We start from the raw sequence: 14,896 nt of genomic DNA, 5'->3' as shown, positions 1-14,896 counted from the left end.
TGTTCATTTGTAAATTTAGTCATAAAAAAACTACACCTCCAATTGTTAGATGTGTCTAACAATTGGGGTGCAGTTCACTTTCAGAAAAGCGCATAGTTGTAGTAGATATATGATCCTTAACTAATTCTTTGAATCAAAAAAGTTCGAATTGAACTCCTTACTTTATTCTTTTAACATGGAATGCTTTTGAAAAGCTTTATAGAAACTAATACCAAAGAAAACAACCATAATGGCGGGAAGCAATCTTAAAAGGGCGAATGGCGTTTCAAATAATAGTGCTTTCCAGAATAATGAACCTTTCATGCTCCAGAGACCTTCAGTCAAATATAAACCTGAATCCTTATAAAGCATAAAAGAAATAAACAATAATAATATAGCTAAGCTAGAAGAATAACCCATTAACCTTTTATAATAATTACTCTTCGATTGGCGATCCGAGAAGATTTCATTTTGATGATCTTTTTCTTTTTGCCAATATTGAATGCCACCAAGCCGGGAACCATTTATATAATGCCAACCGAAATCTTCATATATCCCTTTGTACTCTTCGAACTTATTCCTTGATAAATAATCTTGATAATCCAGTCGCACCACATATTGTTTGTTGGTTTTTTCGAAAGTGTATACGCCGAATCCGCTCGTATTTGTACAACGATAGCCTTTTTGTAATTGCTCATTTAGCCATTGTTCCTCTTTTTCGATATCAAAAAATATTTTAAATCTCTTCATTTGATGCACTTCCTTCATACAGAGATAAAATATGCAATAACCTGTTTTGTTCCATTTTCAAAATCGCTCTTCCTTCCTCTGTTATCATATAAACTTTTCTCCGGCCTTCCTCTCCAACAGGTTCGATCCAACCATGCTTACTTAAGTTCTCAATCGCACCATATAATGTACCAGCTGCTAAAATAACAGATCCGTTACTCATCGTTTCTATCTTTTGCATGACGGCATAGCCATGGAGTGGCTCACGCAAAGCTAATAAAATATAATGCATCGTTTCAGACAACGGTAATAATTTATGTTTCATTTTCTCATCCTCTATTCAGTTCGACTATATAGTTCAACTTAATAAAAATATAATACAGTTCAACTGAATAGTCAACATCATTTTCAAAATTAGTAAAAGGAACTTAATCTTCGATAAAGGTTCTAAAGGCACTACAATCTAGAGAATGAACGTTTACATATGAAGCATGTATTTCTAAAAAAGTGAAATGCCTCAGTTTCAGAAAAGGAAACATTAAAAAAAGACAAATCACAAGTAGTTGATAAAGGAACCAATTTGATGGAAAAGAGTTCATCAAGTTAGTAGGGGATAAGCATTGTACTAATTATTACTGATCGGATAATATGCTGAAAAGAAATCAATGATTTACGACAATAGGGGAATATGAGAATAGGGCTTACTTCATGTTTATCGAATTTCCAATTGCAAAAGTATTAAAGGGAAATTAAAAGGATTGAGTTCAGTTCAATACCGAAATCAATCCTTTATAGCTGTTAAAATAAATTTAAAACTTCTTATGGTAACTAAAATTTCGGGAAAAACGTCCGTTTATATAGTGATGACGATTAACTTCATTAGCTGGTTTTGAATCGATTATTTAAAATCCCATAAGATCCTTAACATGTTCTGCGTTTTCTTTAGAAGTTAATTTTTCGAGTAATAAAAATGCAACATCAAAAGCTGTACCTGGGTTAGAAGAGGTAATAATATTTTCATCCTGAACAATTAAATCATTTTGTACAACTGCACCGAAATTTTTTAACTGCTCTTTTCGTTTGCTCGTTGAATGATTGTATGTGGTTGCCTTTCTACCTTTAAGAATACCGCTTTTGCCAAGCGCTAAAGAGGCCACACAGATACTCGCAATCGGCTTCTTATTGGCATGAAAATGTTGAATAATATTTAAAAATGGGGTACTAAAAGCATCTTCGTAAAAGCCCGCTTCTTCAAAACCTCCTGGAATAGCTAGTGCATCAAACTCATCTAGTTGAATATCGTGAATCGTTTTTTCAGGTATGACTGTAAAATTCCAAGTACAAGTTAATTTATCCCGAAGGCCAACGGTTACGACTTCAGTTGAACCATCTCCCTCCCATTTATTCCAACCTAGTACATCTGTAAATACACTAGCCTCTACTGCTTCAAATCCATTAGCTAATAATAATAATATTTTTTTCATATTGTATCTCCCTCCTGGTACCTTATTTTATAAAATTATTTAAATTGCATGAATGGGTTGAAAAAGGATATTTAGTTGTTTAATTTTAATTAATAAAGTATTTAAGTTATTCTAATTTATAAAAAAAGGTTGGATATTTTATGGATCAAATTGATAAAAACATTGTGAAGATATTACAATCAAATGCAAAAATTTCAATGAAGGATTTAGCGGAAGCGGTTCACTTATCTTCTCCATCCGTCACGGAACGAGTACGAAAATTAGAGGAGCAACAAGTTATTGAAGGTTACCATGCACATGTTTCTCTAAAAAAAATGAACCGCCCAATCTCTGCACTTATATTGTTTGAATCAAAAGATTGTAAAGCATTAGCTAACTTTTGCCATAACCATCCAGATGTACTTGAATGTTATAGGGTTGCAGGGGAGATTAGCTATATTGTCAAAATAGCAACGCATTCTGTAGAGAGTTTAGAAAAATTTATTGATGAGTCAATGCAATTTGGAACACCCTCTACGAATATCGTGTTATCTTCTTATGAAAAAAGAATAATAGACCCTTTTGAAGAATGAAAATACAGGGAGACATACAAAAGAGGAGCCTCCAGTTATATACATTGATGTGGAATGGGACCAGATTTTGAGTTTGCGCCCAACTTTGATACACGATTATACGTAGAAGAAAGTAATGTTCTTTTCATAAAAAAAGGCACTTCCAAATGTTAGGCACAAATTAACATTGGAGGTGCCTTTATGAAGTAGGCAATCGATGCGATATTTTGTTTTAAAAGGGGTGAAGAAAGCCTAACTTCAATTGTTAAATCTCAATTTAAATTAATACTGAAATGTTAAATTTTTGATTGGAAAATATTAATTCCATGGACTAGAATCCCAAAACTTATTTCAAATTTATCATTCGTAAATGGTAACAATAATTCCATCCATATTGTCACCAGAAATCTCATATTTGTGATTTTTCGGTAGGTTAATGGTCATGTTTTCAGAAAAAGGGTAATAAGAAACAGTATATTTTTTACCTTCGATCTTCGTCGACACCTTCTTTTTTTCCTTTAGGTAATCTAAATATTCTTCTAAAACAAAATCCTCCTCCTTCATAATCGCACTATGCGGCAAACCAACATAACGAATATGCCAAGGTTCATATTGGATACCTGTAATATCAGTTTTATTCTCTGGATATCGTAAAATAAAGCCATATTTCCAAGCATTTTTTTCTATCCATTTTCCTTCTGGTGCATCTTCCATTTTCATCTGTGTAGACCCTACATCCAACGATAAACCCAAATTATGTTCGCTATAACCCGGAGGTAGTGCAAGGTTAGATCCCATTTGTTCATAAAGTATCTTTTGTTCTTCAAAACTACGAAATCCACTTGTGATAGCGAAATGATGGAGCCCATCTTTTCCAGCATCAGCAATCATGTCTGAGAATTTATGGGCAATATCCATTGACATATAATTTTTACTACCTAATAACACGTACCCCTGTGTCAATTCATTGTGAGTGGATAAATTAATCACGTCGGTTTTAATACTCTCTTGGTGAACTGGGTGTTCATTGTTGATCAATAGCAGATCTCCTTGAAAAATTTGTTCTTCTGTAATATTTGTTTGTAGGTTATTTTCAAAAGCCCTTTCGTATTCTGCTATTCCATGTTGATCATATTTTTCTACTTCTATTTTTGGTTTATCTACTTTTGATTCAAATAACGTTTCCTTATATATGAAGGCTAGAAACAAGCACAAAAGTAATAATAGTAAAAATCCCCACTTCTTCATTTTCAGTTTCCTCCTTATTCGTCACTAATTGATATAATAGGTAAAACTATTTAAAAAAAGAGTGGGGTAAATCTTAAATTTTTCTTAAATTATTTATTTGAAATCTACTTAATTATTTTGTTCACTTTCCTTTGGTAATCGGACTTCAAAAGTTGTCTGTACGACGTTGCTTTCAGCAGTAATTGATCCATTATGCTGCTCTGCAATATTCTTCGCAATAAACAGACCCAATCCTGTACTATCTTCTCTATGGGTTCGTGCTTTGTCTCCGGTATAGAACATATCAAAAAGATACGGGAGTTCATCATGAGGGATACTATCTCCATAATTCACAACTTGTACTACCACTTCGTTAGCTTCAATGAAACCATTAATATCTACATACTGGCCGTCAAATCCATAACGAATTGCATTGGTGATAAGATTTTCAAAAAGTCGTGCTAGCAAATCTCCATCACCCAAAACGGGTAAATGGCTAGGAATATTCATCCGGGCAATCAAATGATTTTTTTCGTATACAGGATACAGTTCTTCATTTAATTGGTTTAGTAGGTCTGTTAGATTAAATCTTTTTTTATCTACTGGCAGCATTCCATAATTCATTTTAGTTATTTCAAATAATTCATCAATTAGCCTTTCTAAACGTTGGGATTTAGTAAAAGCAATCGTTAAAAAATGCCTAACTTGTTCTTTCGTCAAGTTTTCATCTTTAAGGATTAAATCCAAATAACCTAAAACAGAAGTTAGTGGGGTACGCAGATCATGTGCTAAATTTACAACTAGTTGATTCTTACTGCTTTCTGAAAAGTCACCTCTTTCTATGGCTTCTTTTAATTTTTTACTTGCGAGATTTATGTCTTTGGCAATATCATTAAACTCATCATTTGATTGGATTTCAACTTGATGTTGAAAGTCTCCGCGAGCAAGGTAGTGAATTCCGCTTGAAATCTCGTTGAAATAAGTAGAATAGCGCTTCGTAAAGAAAAAGAAAAACAGTATCGAAAGTGGGATAAAAATAAGTAAAAAGAAATTAATGTCTCCAATTTTTAATATAAATAATCGGAAATGGGTTAATAAATCGCCGTAATCAACCCAAGTATGGTAATAATATTGAAGTATTTTAAAGATTATATAAGTGATGGAGCCAGACAGAATCATACTTAATCCAAATAACATAATCATTTTTGAGCGAAAACTTCTTAAAACTTTAACCATTGAATGTATACCCGATTCCCCATACAGTTTTAATTAATTTGTTTTTCTGCTGATCTTCTTTAAGTTTTTTCCGTAATGTACGAATATGAACCATAACAGTATTCCCACTTTCAAAATAAGCTTCGCCCCACACCTGCTGGAAAATATTTTCCACACTATAAACTTTCTTTGGATGGCTGGCTAGCAAATACAAAATATCAAATTCTTTAGGAGTTAACTCAATATATTCTCCGTAAAGAGTAACCGCCCGTTGCTCAGGAGAAATAACTAGTCCACCAAACTCTAGATTTGATTTTTTTTCGTTCTTAGCTTGATTCAAAGTAGTAAATCGCCGTAACTGCGCATTTACTCTAGCTACCAATTCAATGGGAGAGAATGGTTTAGTCATATAGTCATCTGCTCCAATTATGAGTCCCTGTACTTTGTCAAAATCAGATGTTTTAGCACTTAAAAATATAATAGGCATATTATGCTGTTCACGAATGCGGTGGGTTACTTCATATCCATTCATTTTCGGCATCATAATATCCAAAATTAGCAAATCAAAGACTTGATTTTCGATAACACGAACAGCCTCTTGACCATCTGAAACTTTCATAATATGGTATCCTTCTTTTTCAAGATGAAAGGCAATTAAATCAGCAATTTCCTCCTCATCATCAGCAATTAGTATCGATATATCTTTCATAGTTTCACCCCTAAATAATATGTACATATAGGTCCTAATCTTGTTCTATTATATCTTTTCTTTCCCAAAAAAATGGACTTATTAATGGACTGAAAATCTTCAACTAAACTTTCCACGATTTTAAATTACAATTCATAATAATATAATTGAAAGATACCTCTTTCAGCTTTTGATTGCTACTCAACAATCTGACACGATTGTTGAAAAAAAGCATGACTCACCATTTTTAACCTATTTGGTTTTAAAACGTCTTTATTATAAACCAGTAGATTTTGATGCAAAAAATATAAGATGTCTAATCGTGTTATGGTAAGGGTAATCAATTTTGTTGGTGGCTTCGTGATTGGTTCTAAATGGAAAATTTTGCGTTATAATGATTGTTCCTACCAATGCGTTCAAAACATACCCATTTTTGGAGGTCGGTTCATCATGATCAATATTTGGAAAAAAGACGACGAATATTATAAATTACCCCCTTTAACTGACAAAATACTAGAAAAAGCAGAAGAAACCCTTAGAGTAAAACTGCCTAAATCTTATATTCATTTACTTCAAGAACAGAATGGTGGATACATCATCTATGATTCATATCCTTCAGATGTCCCAACATCTTGGGCGGATGATCATATAAATATGGAATTCCTTTTCGGGATAGGCGAAGAAAACGGGATATTGGAAAGTGACTATTTCATACGAGAGTGGAATTTGCCGAACAATATTGTATTACTCTCTGGAAGTGGACATTCGTGGGTGGCACTTGATTATCGCCATACAAAAGAGGAGCCTCCAGTTATATATATTAATGTGGAATGGGACCAGATTTTTGAGTTAGCACCTAACTTTGACACGTTCATAAATGGATTATATGTAGAAGAAAGAGATGTTGAAGATCTTTATTTTGAACAAGATGAAAGACAATGGACGATCGATGAACTGAACAATGCCTTTTCAACTTCAAAGGAGCAAGAGATTACCCTTGCTTTGGATTACCTTTTTGAAAATACGAAAGGAAATGAACACTTCATTGAACAAAAGTTAATCGCTCTTCTACAAAGTCCAATTCTCGATATCAAACAGTTAGCGGCCAATTACGCGAATCATTTCCACGAAGTAGGAATCCTGTCTTCGAATGGGGTAGAGGAAATGGTATCCATCATTCGGAAGGACAATGAAATCGAATATTATGCAGATATGTACTTCAGTAATAATTGAATTGAACATACAACGTAAGGCATTTCTTTAGAGCAGGAAGAAATGTCTTTCTTATTGAATTTAATAGGGAGTGAGGTGAAGGAATTGACTTTACGTTACAAAGAATACGGTGATAAAAGTGCTTCCTTGATGGTCTTTTTACATGGTGGCGGTGTGAGTGATTGGATGTGGGATCAACAAGTACAATACTTCAAGCATTACCATTGCATTGTGCCGATTTTACCTGAACATGGTTTAAACAATGTTGACATTCCCTTTTCGATAAAGGGGAGTGCAGAAGCATTAATCCAACTAATTGAAGAAAAAGCTAGAGGAAAGAAAGTCATTTTAATTGGCTTTTCGTTAGGTTCACAAGTCATTATCCAACTACTCAGCATGAAACCAGATTTAATCGATTTTGCCATGATCAATAGCGCCTCAGTCAGACCTATGCCATACATGAAAAAAATTATCAAACCTGCGATTAAACTATCCTTTCCGTTAATAAAAAATCGATATTTTTCCAAACTCCAAGCAAAGCAATTATACATAGGGGAAGTCTACTTTGAAAGGTATTACGAGGAAAGTTGCCAACTAAAACCCGACACGCTTATTAGAGTATTAGAGGAAAACATGTCCTTTGAAATTCCGATAGATTTTAGAAAAGCAAAGGGAAAAATACTCGTTACAGTAGGTGAAAAGGAAAAAGGGGTTATGAAAAAATCTGCTAAAGATATCGTCAACGCAAACCCGAATTGTACTGGAATCATTTTACCTAAAGTAGGGCATGGTGTTTCTTTAGCAATGCCGGACTTCTTTAATCATCTCGTGGAAGGGTGGATCCAGGAAGGGAGGTTACCAAAGGAATGTAGCATGATAGGTTAGATCATTTTCGCGAAAATCAAATAAAAAGAAGAAAGGGGAAAATGATAATGGAACTTCATATTTGTAATGAAGTAAATAAAGAAGCAAAAGAATATATTGACGACGAGCTTTATAAATTTAATTTAAAGTACTTTCCAAAGGATTTAGTTGGGCGATACGAAGAAATTAATTTGTTTCTAAAGGATGAGAACGACAATGTTCGTGGTGGAATCTTAAGTGCAGTAAATTGGAATTGGTTAGAAATTTATACACTTATTTTAGATGAGGACTTAAGACATTCTGGCTATGGGACAAAATTGTTGTTAGAAATAGAGAAAATAGCTCTGGATAAAAAGTGTGATTTCATCAAAGTGGATACTTTAAGTTTTCAAGCATTAGATTTCTATAAAAAGAATGGATATCAAGTATATGGTAGCATCGACAATGTCGGTAGGGAATTTGAGCATTACTATTTGAAAAAGGATTTATAAAGTGTAGTTGCTAGTTTTCATGAGTTACCACTTCAGGTCGTGAATCGAAAGAGGGAATAGGGTTCTTTTAATTGAAGTGGATTTTATTAAAAGTAAAGTTAATGTAGGATGGGATACAATGATCGCTTTTGGATATATTCTACCAACTTTAATAGCCATTTTATTCGTAGGTTATTATGCGCCTTTAGTGGGGATTGTAGTTGGCTTTTTCATTCATATTTTCGTATTACTTATAAGAATTTCAGAGAAGCTAGACAAACTTTTGGATAAAACTGAGGATGGATTGTGACAATAAGGGTGATTAGAAATGCTTATGTTCTGTTCCTAATAAATGAGAAAACCAGAGCGGCTATGGCAACTCTGGTCTCTTTGAATACAATTGGTGGTACGCACCGATGTTGTTTATTTTTCGAGTGAATCAATTGTTAATGATTTACACATATGTTCATATTGATGATCACTAATGACTAATTCAGCAACTTTCTGATACCCTAAACTAGCATATAACTTTTTCGCTTTCGGGTTTGCCTTATCTACATTGAGACCAATCGTATGGTATCCTGCATCGATCGCGGTTTGGCTCATCCCGTTTAGTAAAGCGGAGCCAATACCTAAACCTCTAAATTTTTGGTTTACGACCACTGAATCGATATACCATTCATTTGGAAGTGTCTCTTTATCAACAAATAAATTATCATTAGGATCAAAACCGTTTTTCAGTAATACGTTTCTAAATGGCTCATCAATGATCGCCTCGTCCTCTGCGGGATAGCCAAAGATGACACCCGCAATTTCTCCATTTAACTCATAAACTAAGCCTCTTTTAAAACCAAAACGATATGTAGGTTCGGCAATACACTCAGCCACCATATCAAGTAATGTATTTTTAGAAATCTTCTTAAGTAAAGGTAATTCCATATCCTCAAAGATTACCCATAACAGTTTTGCAATCTCCATACAATCCTTTTGGGTTGCCATTCTAATCATCCATATCCAACCTTCCATATATTCACTATTCCACTGTTAAGTCTAAACCTTTTATCATTCGAAGGTCAATTAAATGGAATGCTCGAGATCAGTGGTAGGTGCTATTTTCAAGATGTTAGTTTAATAGGTCACGGTCCATTTTTCCTTGTCGTTTCAAAGTTATCTCCATTACATTCAATATTTCGATTATGGTTGAAATATTCAGCCGTTATAATGAACAGACAGACTGGTCAATTAAATAAGTAGGGAGATAAAAAATGAATACGTTCAAATTTACAACATTAATACTCTTAACAACCTTTTTAATGGGTTCTTCTTTTGCTGTCGTGAAGATTGGTTTACCTTATTATCTCCATTATTATTAGCAGCATTACGCTTTACACTTGCTGGACTTATGATGGCTGTAATAGTTTTTATTTTAAAAAGACCGCACCCGACATCTATAAAAAGTTGGATAAAGATATTGGTGATTGGTGCTTTTCAAACAGCTGGTGTTATGGGGTGTATTTTTTTGAGTTTACGAACGATTACAGCGAGTGAATCTTCTATTCTTACATTTACGAACCCGTTACTTGTTGTTGTATTCAGTACGATTTTTTTAAAAACACATTATAAATTTTATCAATGGATAGGTGTTCTTTTTGGATTAGTAGGGGTAAGTATTACAATGGGCGCACAACTAGAATTGAAGATTGGGATTTTTTATGGAATTCTTTCTGCAGTTTTTTGGGCAATCGCCACATTATTAGCGAATAAATGGGGAGTACATTTCGATACGTGGGTTCTATCCGCCTATCAGATGCTTTTTGGTGGATTTTTACTTTTACTCAGTAGCTTTATTGTTGAAAAACCATTTTTTATTTTAAATAGCCATTCATTACTCGTTTTATTATGGTTAAGTATTATGTCTTCAATTGTTCAATTTGCCGTCTGGTATTATCTGCTACAAAAAGGTGATCCAGGAAAAACGAGTGCATTTTTATTTTTAGCACCTTTCTTTGGTGTTCTATCTGGCTGGCTCATATTAGGGGAGTCATTATACCTTTCCATCATCGTTGGTGGTATATTTATTATTATTGGAATCTATCTTGTAAATAGCAATTTTCAGCAGAAAAATCATGGCGTAAAAAGAATTTTAAAGATAAATGATTAGCTTGTGAACTAAGAAGTCCTTCTCAGTGTCTATTAAGAGGGGGATTCTTTCTGGCCCATGTTGTTTCTTCAAGGGAAAAGGCAACTTTCGCTCCATTTAGATTTATACTCATTTTTACCAAACTTTCTGCATTGTCTATTTTGATTACAAGGAAATTGTGAAATAGCCATTTGGGGAAGGGAAAAAATAACTTGAAGAATAGTAATATGAAAACGATTTTTAGTCTTATCGCGCTTGTCTGTATATGGGGATCTGTATGGCCGATTTATAAATATGCCTTACAGTTTTCGCCACCAGTCTTATTTTCGGGAATCCGTTCAATCATTGCAGGACTTTTATTTGCTTTGATCTTAATTCCTCAATGGAGAAAAATAAAATGGAAAGAAAATTGGCCCGTTTATGTAATTTCGAGTATATTTAATGTCATACTTTTCTACGGAATTCAATCGATAGGTTTGCAATATTTACCGGCAGGCTTATACTCTGTCATCGTTTATTTCCAACCAGTGCTTGTTGTTATACTCGCATGGCCATTTTTAAAAGAACCGCTTACTCGTAACAAAATCATCGGTGTATGTTTAGGGTTTTTAGGTGTTGTGATGGTAAGTTTAGATGGGATTAGTGGCAAAGTTGCTCCGATTGGATTTGTACTTGCACTCATTACAGCTAGTGGTTGGGCGATTGGAACGATCTATGTAAAAATAAAGAGCAATGTCGTCAATGGGTTTTGGTTAGTTGCTTTACAAAATGTCATTGGTGGTCTTTGTATGTTGTTTTATGGCTTAGGAGCAGAAGACATCCGGGCAATTGAATGGAACGGGTCATTTATTGTTTGTTTAATCTATGGGGCAATTTTTGGTGTAGCATTAGCTTTTGTTTTGTATAACCAATTAATGAGTAAAGGAGAGGCAGGAAAAGTTAGCTCTTTTACCTTTTTAGTCCCATTAATTGCAGTGTTACTCGGTACGGTTTTCTTAGATGAACCATTTACCATAACTTTATTGATCGGAATGGTATTCATTTTATTAAGTATTTATTTAATTAATAAAAAGCCGAATGTTGTAACCGGAAAGGAATAGTTTAACTCCTTTATGTGCTCCACAATCAAAAAGCTGATGAGTTTATTTTTATAACTCATCAGCTTTCATTTTTAAAATCTTTCTAATGTTAGATCCATGTTTACGCTGGTAGCAGCCTTAAAACCATCAGCGGCAGCAATCATCAAAGAAGAGGGGCCAGCCTTTTCGGTTTCACCTGCAATATAGACCCCGGGCACGGTTGTTCGTCCATTACCATCTGTGATAATGATTCCGTTTTCATCAACTTGACAATTGAATTGTTCGGCAAATTGATTTGGACGATAAAAACGAGGTACTACAAAGCCACCACTTCTTGAAATGGTTTCACCTGATTCTAATTCAATACGTTCTAATTTACCATGATCCCCAAGTAGGTTTTTAATAATGGACGTATAAACTTTTATTTTTTTACTTTCAAATACGTTTCGTACTTGATCAGATAGTTCATGGCCATTCGTAAAAACGATTAGATCTTTTGACCAATTCATAAGCAATTTCGTTAGATGAATAGCGTGTTCACTATTTTCTGCAATGACGGCTAAAGGCTGGTCTCTCAGCTCCCAACCATCACAATAGGGACAGTTGAATAAACTTTTACCGTAATATTGTTTCACCTGTGAAAGGGGAAATTCTTCTTGTATACCAGTAGCTAACAATATTTTTTCTGCCATATAAGACGCATTGTTTGATGTTTTAACGAAAAATAAATCCGTTTGGTTATCTTTATCTACCTCAATCACTGTTTCGTGAAAAATGGAAATAGAAGGGTAAGACTGTAATTCCTTCATTGCTATATCTTTAAATTCTTGTGGTTTAATGCCATCTCTCGTTAAAAAACCGTGTGACGCTTGAGTTACTCGATTTCGATTTGTTCCATTATCAAAAATGGCAATGTTTCTACGCGCTCTTCCCAAAGTTAGGGCTGCACTTAATCCAGCAGGTCCTGCACCAATGACAATACAATCAAATTTATCCAACTTTAATTTCCTCCGTTTCAATAATATATATTATAGAGTCTTAATGTCTGTAATTAGGGTAAAAGACATCATGAATTATATAGATGTCTTATTCATTTTGTTAGCAAGGTCAAAAATACGTGTTTGATTCAATTCATCTAAAAGTTTTTGCTCGGCTGATTCAATCGCCTTCTGAATTAAACAATCAGGATTATGATTGTGGCAATAATCAAAAATAGGCGTTAAACCTTCAATCGCTTTTATCACATCGAGTAATGAAATTTTTTCCCAACCATGTTTTAATTTATATCCACCATTTGCACCTGAGACCGATTCAATCATTCCAGCTTTTACTAACTTTGTGAGGATTTTAGATAAATAGGTCGTTGAAACTTCTTGGCGTTCAGCTAATTTTGCGACACCGATATGCTCATTAGGAGGATTAACAGCTAAAAATAGCATGGTGTGCAAAGCATAATTCGTTGCTTTTGTTAACTTCATCATATCACCCTATTACAGACTTAATGTGTCTATAATATCTGCTTAGGTTATTCATGTCAAATAAATAGAGTGTTTCCATAGAAGAAGGGAATTACATTTCAGTAATAAGTGCATTAGTTGAATACGTTAATGTTCTATTATTGTCAAAATAATATTTACACTAACGGAGGTGTTACGAATTGAAAATACTTCATTTAATAATTGGCATTCTAATTATTTTCATAGGTAGTTTATTTATGAGCATCACGGTTAATAACGAAGTGTTTAAAACGATCATTAATAAAATCGTCGGATTTGTTATTTTGGTTGGAGGCATTATCTATCTAAGGAAACTTGCAAAGTTTGGACAGTGATAAAACAAATTGGAAATCATTCATATATTTTTTTCGTAAATGTGAAATTAATAACAAAATCAAAGGGTTATATATCCCTTATAAAGAAATAGTATAAACATAGGGAGATAGGTCTTCCTGAAAATTTGTGGAGTAAGAACATCATGATTCGTATTGCAAATTTCATTTAATAATGTGGAAAAGGGGATTGAAAATGGATGTAAGGTACCCAATAGGGAAATTACAAGTTCCTGAAAAAGTGACATTAGCAAATATTCAAGAATGGCTAAAAGAAATCGAAACTTACACGACTCGATTAAGTGAAACGGTACACGCATTAAGTGACGAGGAGTTAAGCAAAACGTACCGTGATGGCAGCTGGACTGTTCGTCAACTTGTTCATCACATTGCAGATTCTCAATTAAACATGTATCAACGTTTAAAGCTAGCCTTAACAGATGAGAATCCAACCGTACCGGCTTTTGATGAAGAAAAATGGGCTATTCAACCAGATACAAGGCTTCCTACAGAAAGTTCAATTAAAATGCTAGAAGGTTTAAATGAGCGTATTGTAGCTTTAGGAAATAGTTTAACGGTAGAGCAACTAGACAGAGTTTTTACTCACCAGAAAAACGGTAAAATTACCGTTGCAACAAAAGTTGCAAAATTAGCTTGGCACGAAGAGCATCACTTAGCTCATATAAAAATTGCATTATCAAAATAATTTCCTATGTTGGAATTGGCTTATTGAAAATTCAATAAGCCAATTTTTTTAATAATAGGGGAATTTTAATGTTCAGGACCAATTGGCAAGGTTGTGGAAATAAGTACTTATGTACATAAATTTATATCTCATTTTTAGAAAAGTTTAGTTAGCAATTAAAGAGGTATATATATAGAAAAAATCAATTTTGAAAGGGGAAACCTATGGATAAAATGACGCAGATTTTAGTAGAATTCCCATTCGTATTATTTTTAATGTTTGTCGTTTTTCGTTTTATGGGCAATAAAGAACTAAACCAATCAACGCCGATTGACTTTGCGTTTATGGTACTTATGACAAGTATTGGATGGGACGTGACGCTCAACCAAGATTATCCTTTATGGTTTACAATCGTTCTTTTTATCTTGTTGGTAGCGACAATCTATCTATTTGATTGGATCACAACGAAGTCAAAAAAAGCAGAAAAAATGATTATCGGAGAGCCTCTTCTTTTAATCGAACATGGTGAAATCCATAAAGAAGCCCTAAACAAAGAACGAATGTCCGAAGATGAACTACGGGCACTTTTACGATTAAAAGGCTTTTTTGTACTCGAGGAAGTTGAACAATGCTATTTGGAATTTAACGGTGATATATCCGTAAAACAAAAACAGAAATAAAAGGGAATCTCATTTTTACATAGGAAATTTGCTTTTAGGGCAGATCCTTTTATTAAGCCACCTTT

17 protein-coding genes and 2 pseudogenes are annotated in these 14,896 nt (G+C 33.8%); 10 read left to right on the top strand and 9 right to left on the bottom strand.

Features of this window, described 5'->3' with window-relative positions; all coding sequences use genetic code 11:
- Nucleotides 1–162: 162 nt before the first annotated feature.
- The 3 genes from H9636_RS15680 to H9636_RS15670 all read right to left on the bottom strand — a co-directional run bounded on the left by H9636_RS15680 (nucleotide 163) and on the right by H9636_RS15670 (nucleotide 2,192).
- Nucleotides 163–729 carry a DUF2812 domain-containing protein gene (locus H9636_RS15680; RefSeq protein ID WP_191708509.1) on the bottom strand — a complete coding sequence of 189 codons (567 nt, stop codon included), beginning with the start codon at nucleotides 727–729 and terminating at the stop codon, nucleotides 163–165.
- Nucleotides 716–1,033 (bottom strand): PadR family transcriptional regulator, encoded by a 318-nt coding sequence (locus tag H9636_RS15675; protein WP_122971664.1) that lies wholly within the window; start codon nucleotides 1,031–1,033, stop codon nucleotides 716–718. The genes H9636_RS15680 and H9636_RS15675 overlap by 14 nt, the downstream gene beginning before the upstream one ends.
- Nucleotides 1,034–1,610: 577 nt before the next feature.
- Complete coding sequence (locus H9636_RS15670; protein ID WP_191708508.1) at nucleotides 1,611–2,192, bottom strand: DJ-1/PfpI family protein; 582 nt, start codon at nucleotides 2,190–2,192, stop codon at nucleotides 1,611–1,613.
- A gap of 140 nt (nucleotides 2,193–2,332) precedes the next feature.
- Here H9636_RS15670 and H9636_RS15665 point away from each other — a divergent pair, with 140 nt between their 5' ends.
- The gene (locus H9636_RS15665) at nucleotides 2,333–2,764 is read left to right on the top strand and encodes an Lrp/AsnC family transcriptional regulator (RefSeq protein WP_191708507.1); all 432 of its coding nucleotides are present in this window, start codon (nucleotides 2,333–2,335) and stop codon (nucleotides 2,762–2,764) included.
- A gap of 339 nt (nucleotides 2,765–3,103) precedes the next feature.
- Here the strand turns inward: H9636_RS15665 and vanY are convergent, their stop codons facing one another.
- From vanY to vanR, 3 genes are all read right to left on the bottom strand, one after another.
- A complete protein-coding gene (gene vanY, locus H9636_RS15660; RefSeq protein ID WP_191708506.1) occupies nucleotides 3,104–3,991 on the bottom strand; it encodes a VanY-A/VanY-F/VanY-M family D-Ala-D-Ala carboxypeptidase in 888 nt (295 codons plus the stop codon).
- Between the two features lie 108 nt (nucleotides 3,992–4,099).
- The gene (locus tag H9636_RS15655) at nucleotides 4,100–5,206 is read right to left on the bottom strand and encodes a sensor histidine kinase (protein ID WP_191708505.1); all 1,107 of its coding nucleotides are present in this window, start codon (nucleotides 5,204–5,206) and stop codon (nucleotides 4,100–4,102) included.
- Nucleotides 5,199–5,894, bottom strand: a complete 696-nt coding sequence (gene vanR / locus H9636_RS15650) for a vancomycin resistance response regulator transcription factor, VanR-F/VanR-M family (RefSeq protein WP_191708504.1) — start codon at nucleotides 5,892–5,894, stop codon at nucleotides 5,199–5,201. Before vanR ends, H9636_RS15655 begins: the two co-directional genes overlap by 8 nt.
- A gap of 426 nt (nucleotides 5,895–6,320) precedes the next feature.
- On the opposite strand from vanR, the pseudogene H9636_RS19125 reads away from it, so the two are divergent.
- The 4 genes and pseudogenes from H9636_RS19125 to H9636_RS15630 form a co-directional block, all read left to right on the top strand.
- Nucleotides 6,321–6,782: pseudogene (locus H9636_RS19125) on the top strand (SMI1/KNR4 family protein); the annotation flags it as partial.
- A gap of 408 nt (nucleotides 6,783–7,190) precedes the next feature.
- Entirely contained in the window at nucleotides 7,191–7,970 is a 780-nt protein-coding gene (locus H9636_RS15640; RefSeq protein ID WP_191708503.1) for an alpha/beta fold hydrolase, read from the top strand.
- Nucleotides 7,971–8,017: 47 nt separating this feature from the next.
- A complete protein-coding gene (locus H9636_RS15635) occupies nucleotides 8,018–8,440 on the top strand; it encodes a GNAT family N-acetyltransferase (RefSeq protein ID WP_191708502.1) in 423 nt (140 codons plus the stop codon).
- Between the two features lie 118 nt (nucleotides 8,441–8,558).
- On the top strand, nucleotides 8,559–8,729 hold the full coding sequence (locus H9636_RS15630) for a hypothetical protein (RefSeq protein WP_191708501.1): 171 nt from the start codon (nucleotides 8,559–8,561) through the stop codon (nucleotides 8,727–8,729).
- Between the two features lie 113 nt (nucleotides 8,730–8,842).
- On the opposite strand, the gene H9636_RS15625 is transcribed toward H9636_RS15630, so the two are convergent.
- On the bottom strand, nucleotides 8,843–9,418 hold the full coding sequence (locus H9636_RS15625; RefSeq protein WP_225230275.1) for a GNAT family N-acetyltransferase: 576 nt from the start codon (nucleotides 9,416–9,418) through the stop codon (nucleotides 8,843–8,845).
- A 266-nt stretch (nucleotides 9,419–9,684) separates the two neighbouring features.
- On the opposite strand from H9636_RS15625, the pseudogene H9636_RS15620 reads away from it, so the two are divergent.
- Nucleotides 9,685–10,580: pseudogene (locus H9636_RS15620) on the top strand (DMT family transporter).
- Nucleotides 10,581–10,771: 191 nt separating this feature from the next.
- Nucleotides 10,772–11,659 carry a DMT family transporter gene (locus tag H9636_RS15615; protein ID WP_225230274.1) on the top strand — a complete coding sequence of 296 codons (888 nt, stop codon included), beginning with the start codon at nucleotides 10,772–10,774 and terminating at the stop codon, nucleotides 11,657–11,659.
- A 71-nt stretch (nucleotides 11,660–11,730) separates the two neighbouring features.
- Here H9636_RS15615 and H9636_RS15610 read toward each other — a convergent pair whose 3' ends face one another.
- Both H9636_RS15610 and H9636_RS15605 read right to left on the bottom strand, forming a co-directional pair.
- On the bottom strand, nucleotides 11,731–12,636 hold the full coding sequence (locus tag H9636_RS15610) for an NAD(P)/FAD-dependent oxidoreductase (protein WP_191708499.1): 906 nt from the start codon (nucleotides 12,634–12,636) through the stop codon (nucleotides 11,731–11,733).
- Between the two features lie 75 nt (nucleotides 12,637–12,711).
- Nucleotides 12,712–13,116, bottom strand: coding sequence for an Rrf2 family transcriptional regulator (locus H9636_RS15605; protein ID WP_191708498.1), 405 nt, complete (start codon nucleotides 13,114–13,116; stop codon nucleotides 12,712–12,714).
- A gap of 179 nt (nucleotides 13,117–13,295) precedes the next feature.
- On the opposite strand from H9636_RS15605, the gene H9636_RS15600 reads away from it, so the two are divergent.
- The 3 genes from H9636_RS15600 (at nucleotide 13,296) to H9636_RS15590 (ending at nucleotide 14,831) form a co-directional block, all read left to right on the top strand.
- Entirely contained in the window at nucleotides 13,296–13,469 is a 174-nt protein-coding gene (locus tag H9636_RS15600) for a hypothetical protein (RefSeq protein WP_191708497.1), read from the top strand.
- Between the two features lie 193 nt (nucleotides 13,470–13,662).
- Nucleotides 13,663–14,172, top strand: coding sequence for a YfiT family bacillithiol transferase (locus H9636_RS15595; protein WP_191708496.1), 510 nt, complete (start codon nucleotides 13,663–13,665; stop codon nucleotides 14,170–14,172).
- A 203-nt stretch (nucleotides 14,173–14,375) separates the two neighbouring features.
- Complete coding sequence (locus H9636_RS15590) at nucleotides 14,376–14,831, top strand: DUF421 domain-containing protein (protein WP_191708495.1); 456 nt, start codon at nucleotides 14,376–14,378, stop codon at nucleotides 14,829–14,831.
- Nucleotides 14,832–14,896 lie beyond the last annotated feature (65 nt).

Origin of the sequence: Ureibacillus galli (genome assembly GCF_014836845.1) — a bacterium.
Classification (GTDB): domain Bacteria; phylum Bacillota; class Bacilli; order Bacillales_A; family Planococcaceae; genus Ureibacillus; species Ureibacillus galli.
The sequence above is the reverse complement of the archived record's forward strand: the minus strand, read 5'-3'. Positions and strand labels throughout refer to the sequence as shown.

Coding starts and splice junctions, on each gene's coding strand:
- H9636_RS15680 (WP_191708509.1), bottom strand. CDS start 729: ATGAAGAGATTTAAAATATTTTTTGATATCGAAAAAGAGGAACAATGG.
- H9636_RS15675 (WP_122971664.1), bottom strand. CDS start 1,033: ATGAAACATAAATTATTACCGTTGTCTGAAACGATGCATTATATTTTA.
- H9636_RS15670 (WP_191708508.1), bottom strand. CDS start 2,192: ATGAAAAAAATATTATTATTATTAGCTAATGGATTTGAAGCAGTAGAG.
- H9636_RS15665 (WP_191708507.1), top strand. CDS start 2,333: ATGGATCAAATTGATAAAAACATTGTGAAGATATTACAATCAAATGCA.
- vanY (WP_191708506.1), bottom strand. CDS start 3,991: ATGAAGAAGTGGGGATTTTTACTATTATTACTTTTGTGCTTGTTTCTA.
- H9636_RS15655 (WP_191708505.1), bottom strand. CDS start 5,206: ATGGTTAAAGTTTTAAGAAGTTTTCGCTCAAAAATGATTATGTTATTT.
- vanR (WP_191708504.1), bottom strand. CDS start 5,894: ATGAAAGATATATCGATACTAATTGCTGATGATGAGGAGGAAATTGCT.
- H9636_RS15635 (WP_191708502.1), top strand. CDS start 8,018: ATGGAACTTCATATTTGTAATGAAGTAAATAAAGAAGCAAAAGAATAT.
- H9636_RS15630 (WP_191708501.1), top strand. CDS start 8,559: ATGATCGCTTTTGGATATATTCTACCAACTTTAATAGCCATTTTATTC.
- H9636_RS15625 (WP_225230275.1), bottom strand. CDS start 9,418: ATGGCAACCCAAAAGGATTGTATGGAGATTGCAAAACTGTTATGGGTA.
- H9636_RS15605 (WP_191708498.1), bottom strand. CDS start 13,116: ATGAAGTTAACAAAAGCAACGAATTATGCTTTGCACACCATGCTATTT.
- H9636_RS15595 (WP_191708496.1), top strand. CDS start 13,663: ATGGATGTAAGGTACCCAATAGGGAAATTACAAGTTCCTGAAAAAGTG.
- H9636_RS15590 (WP_191708495.1), top strand. CDS start 14,376: ATGGATAAAATGACGCAGATTTTAGTAGAATTCCCATTCGTATTATTT.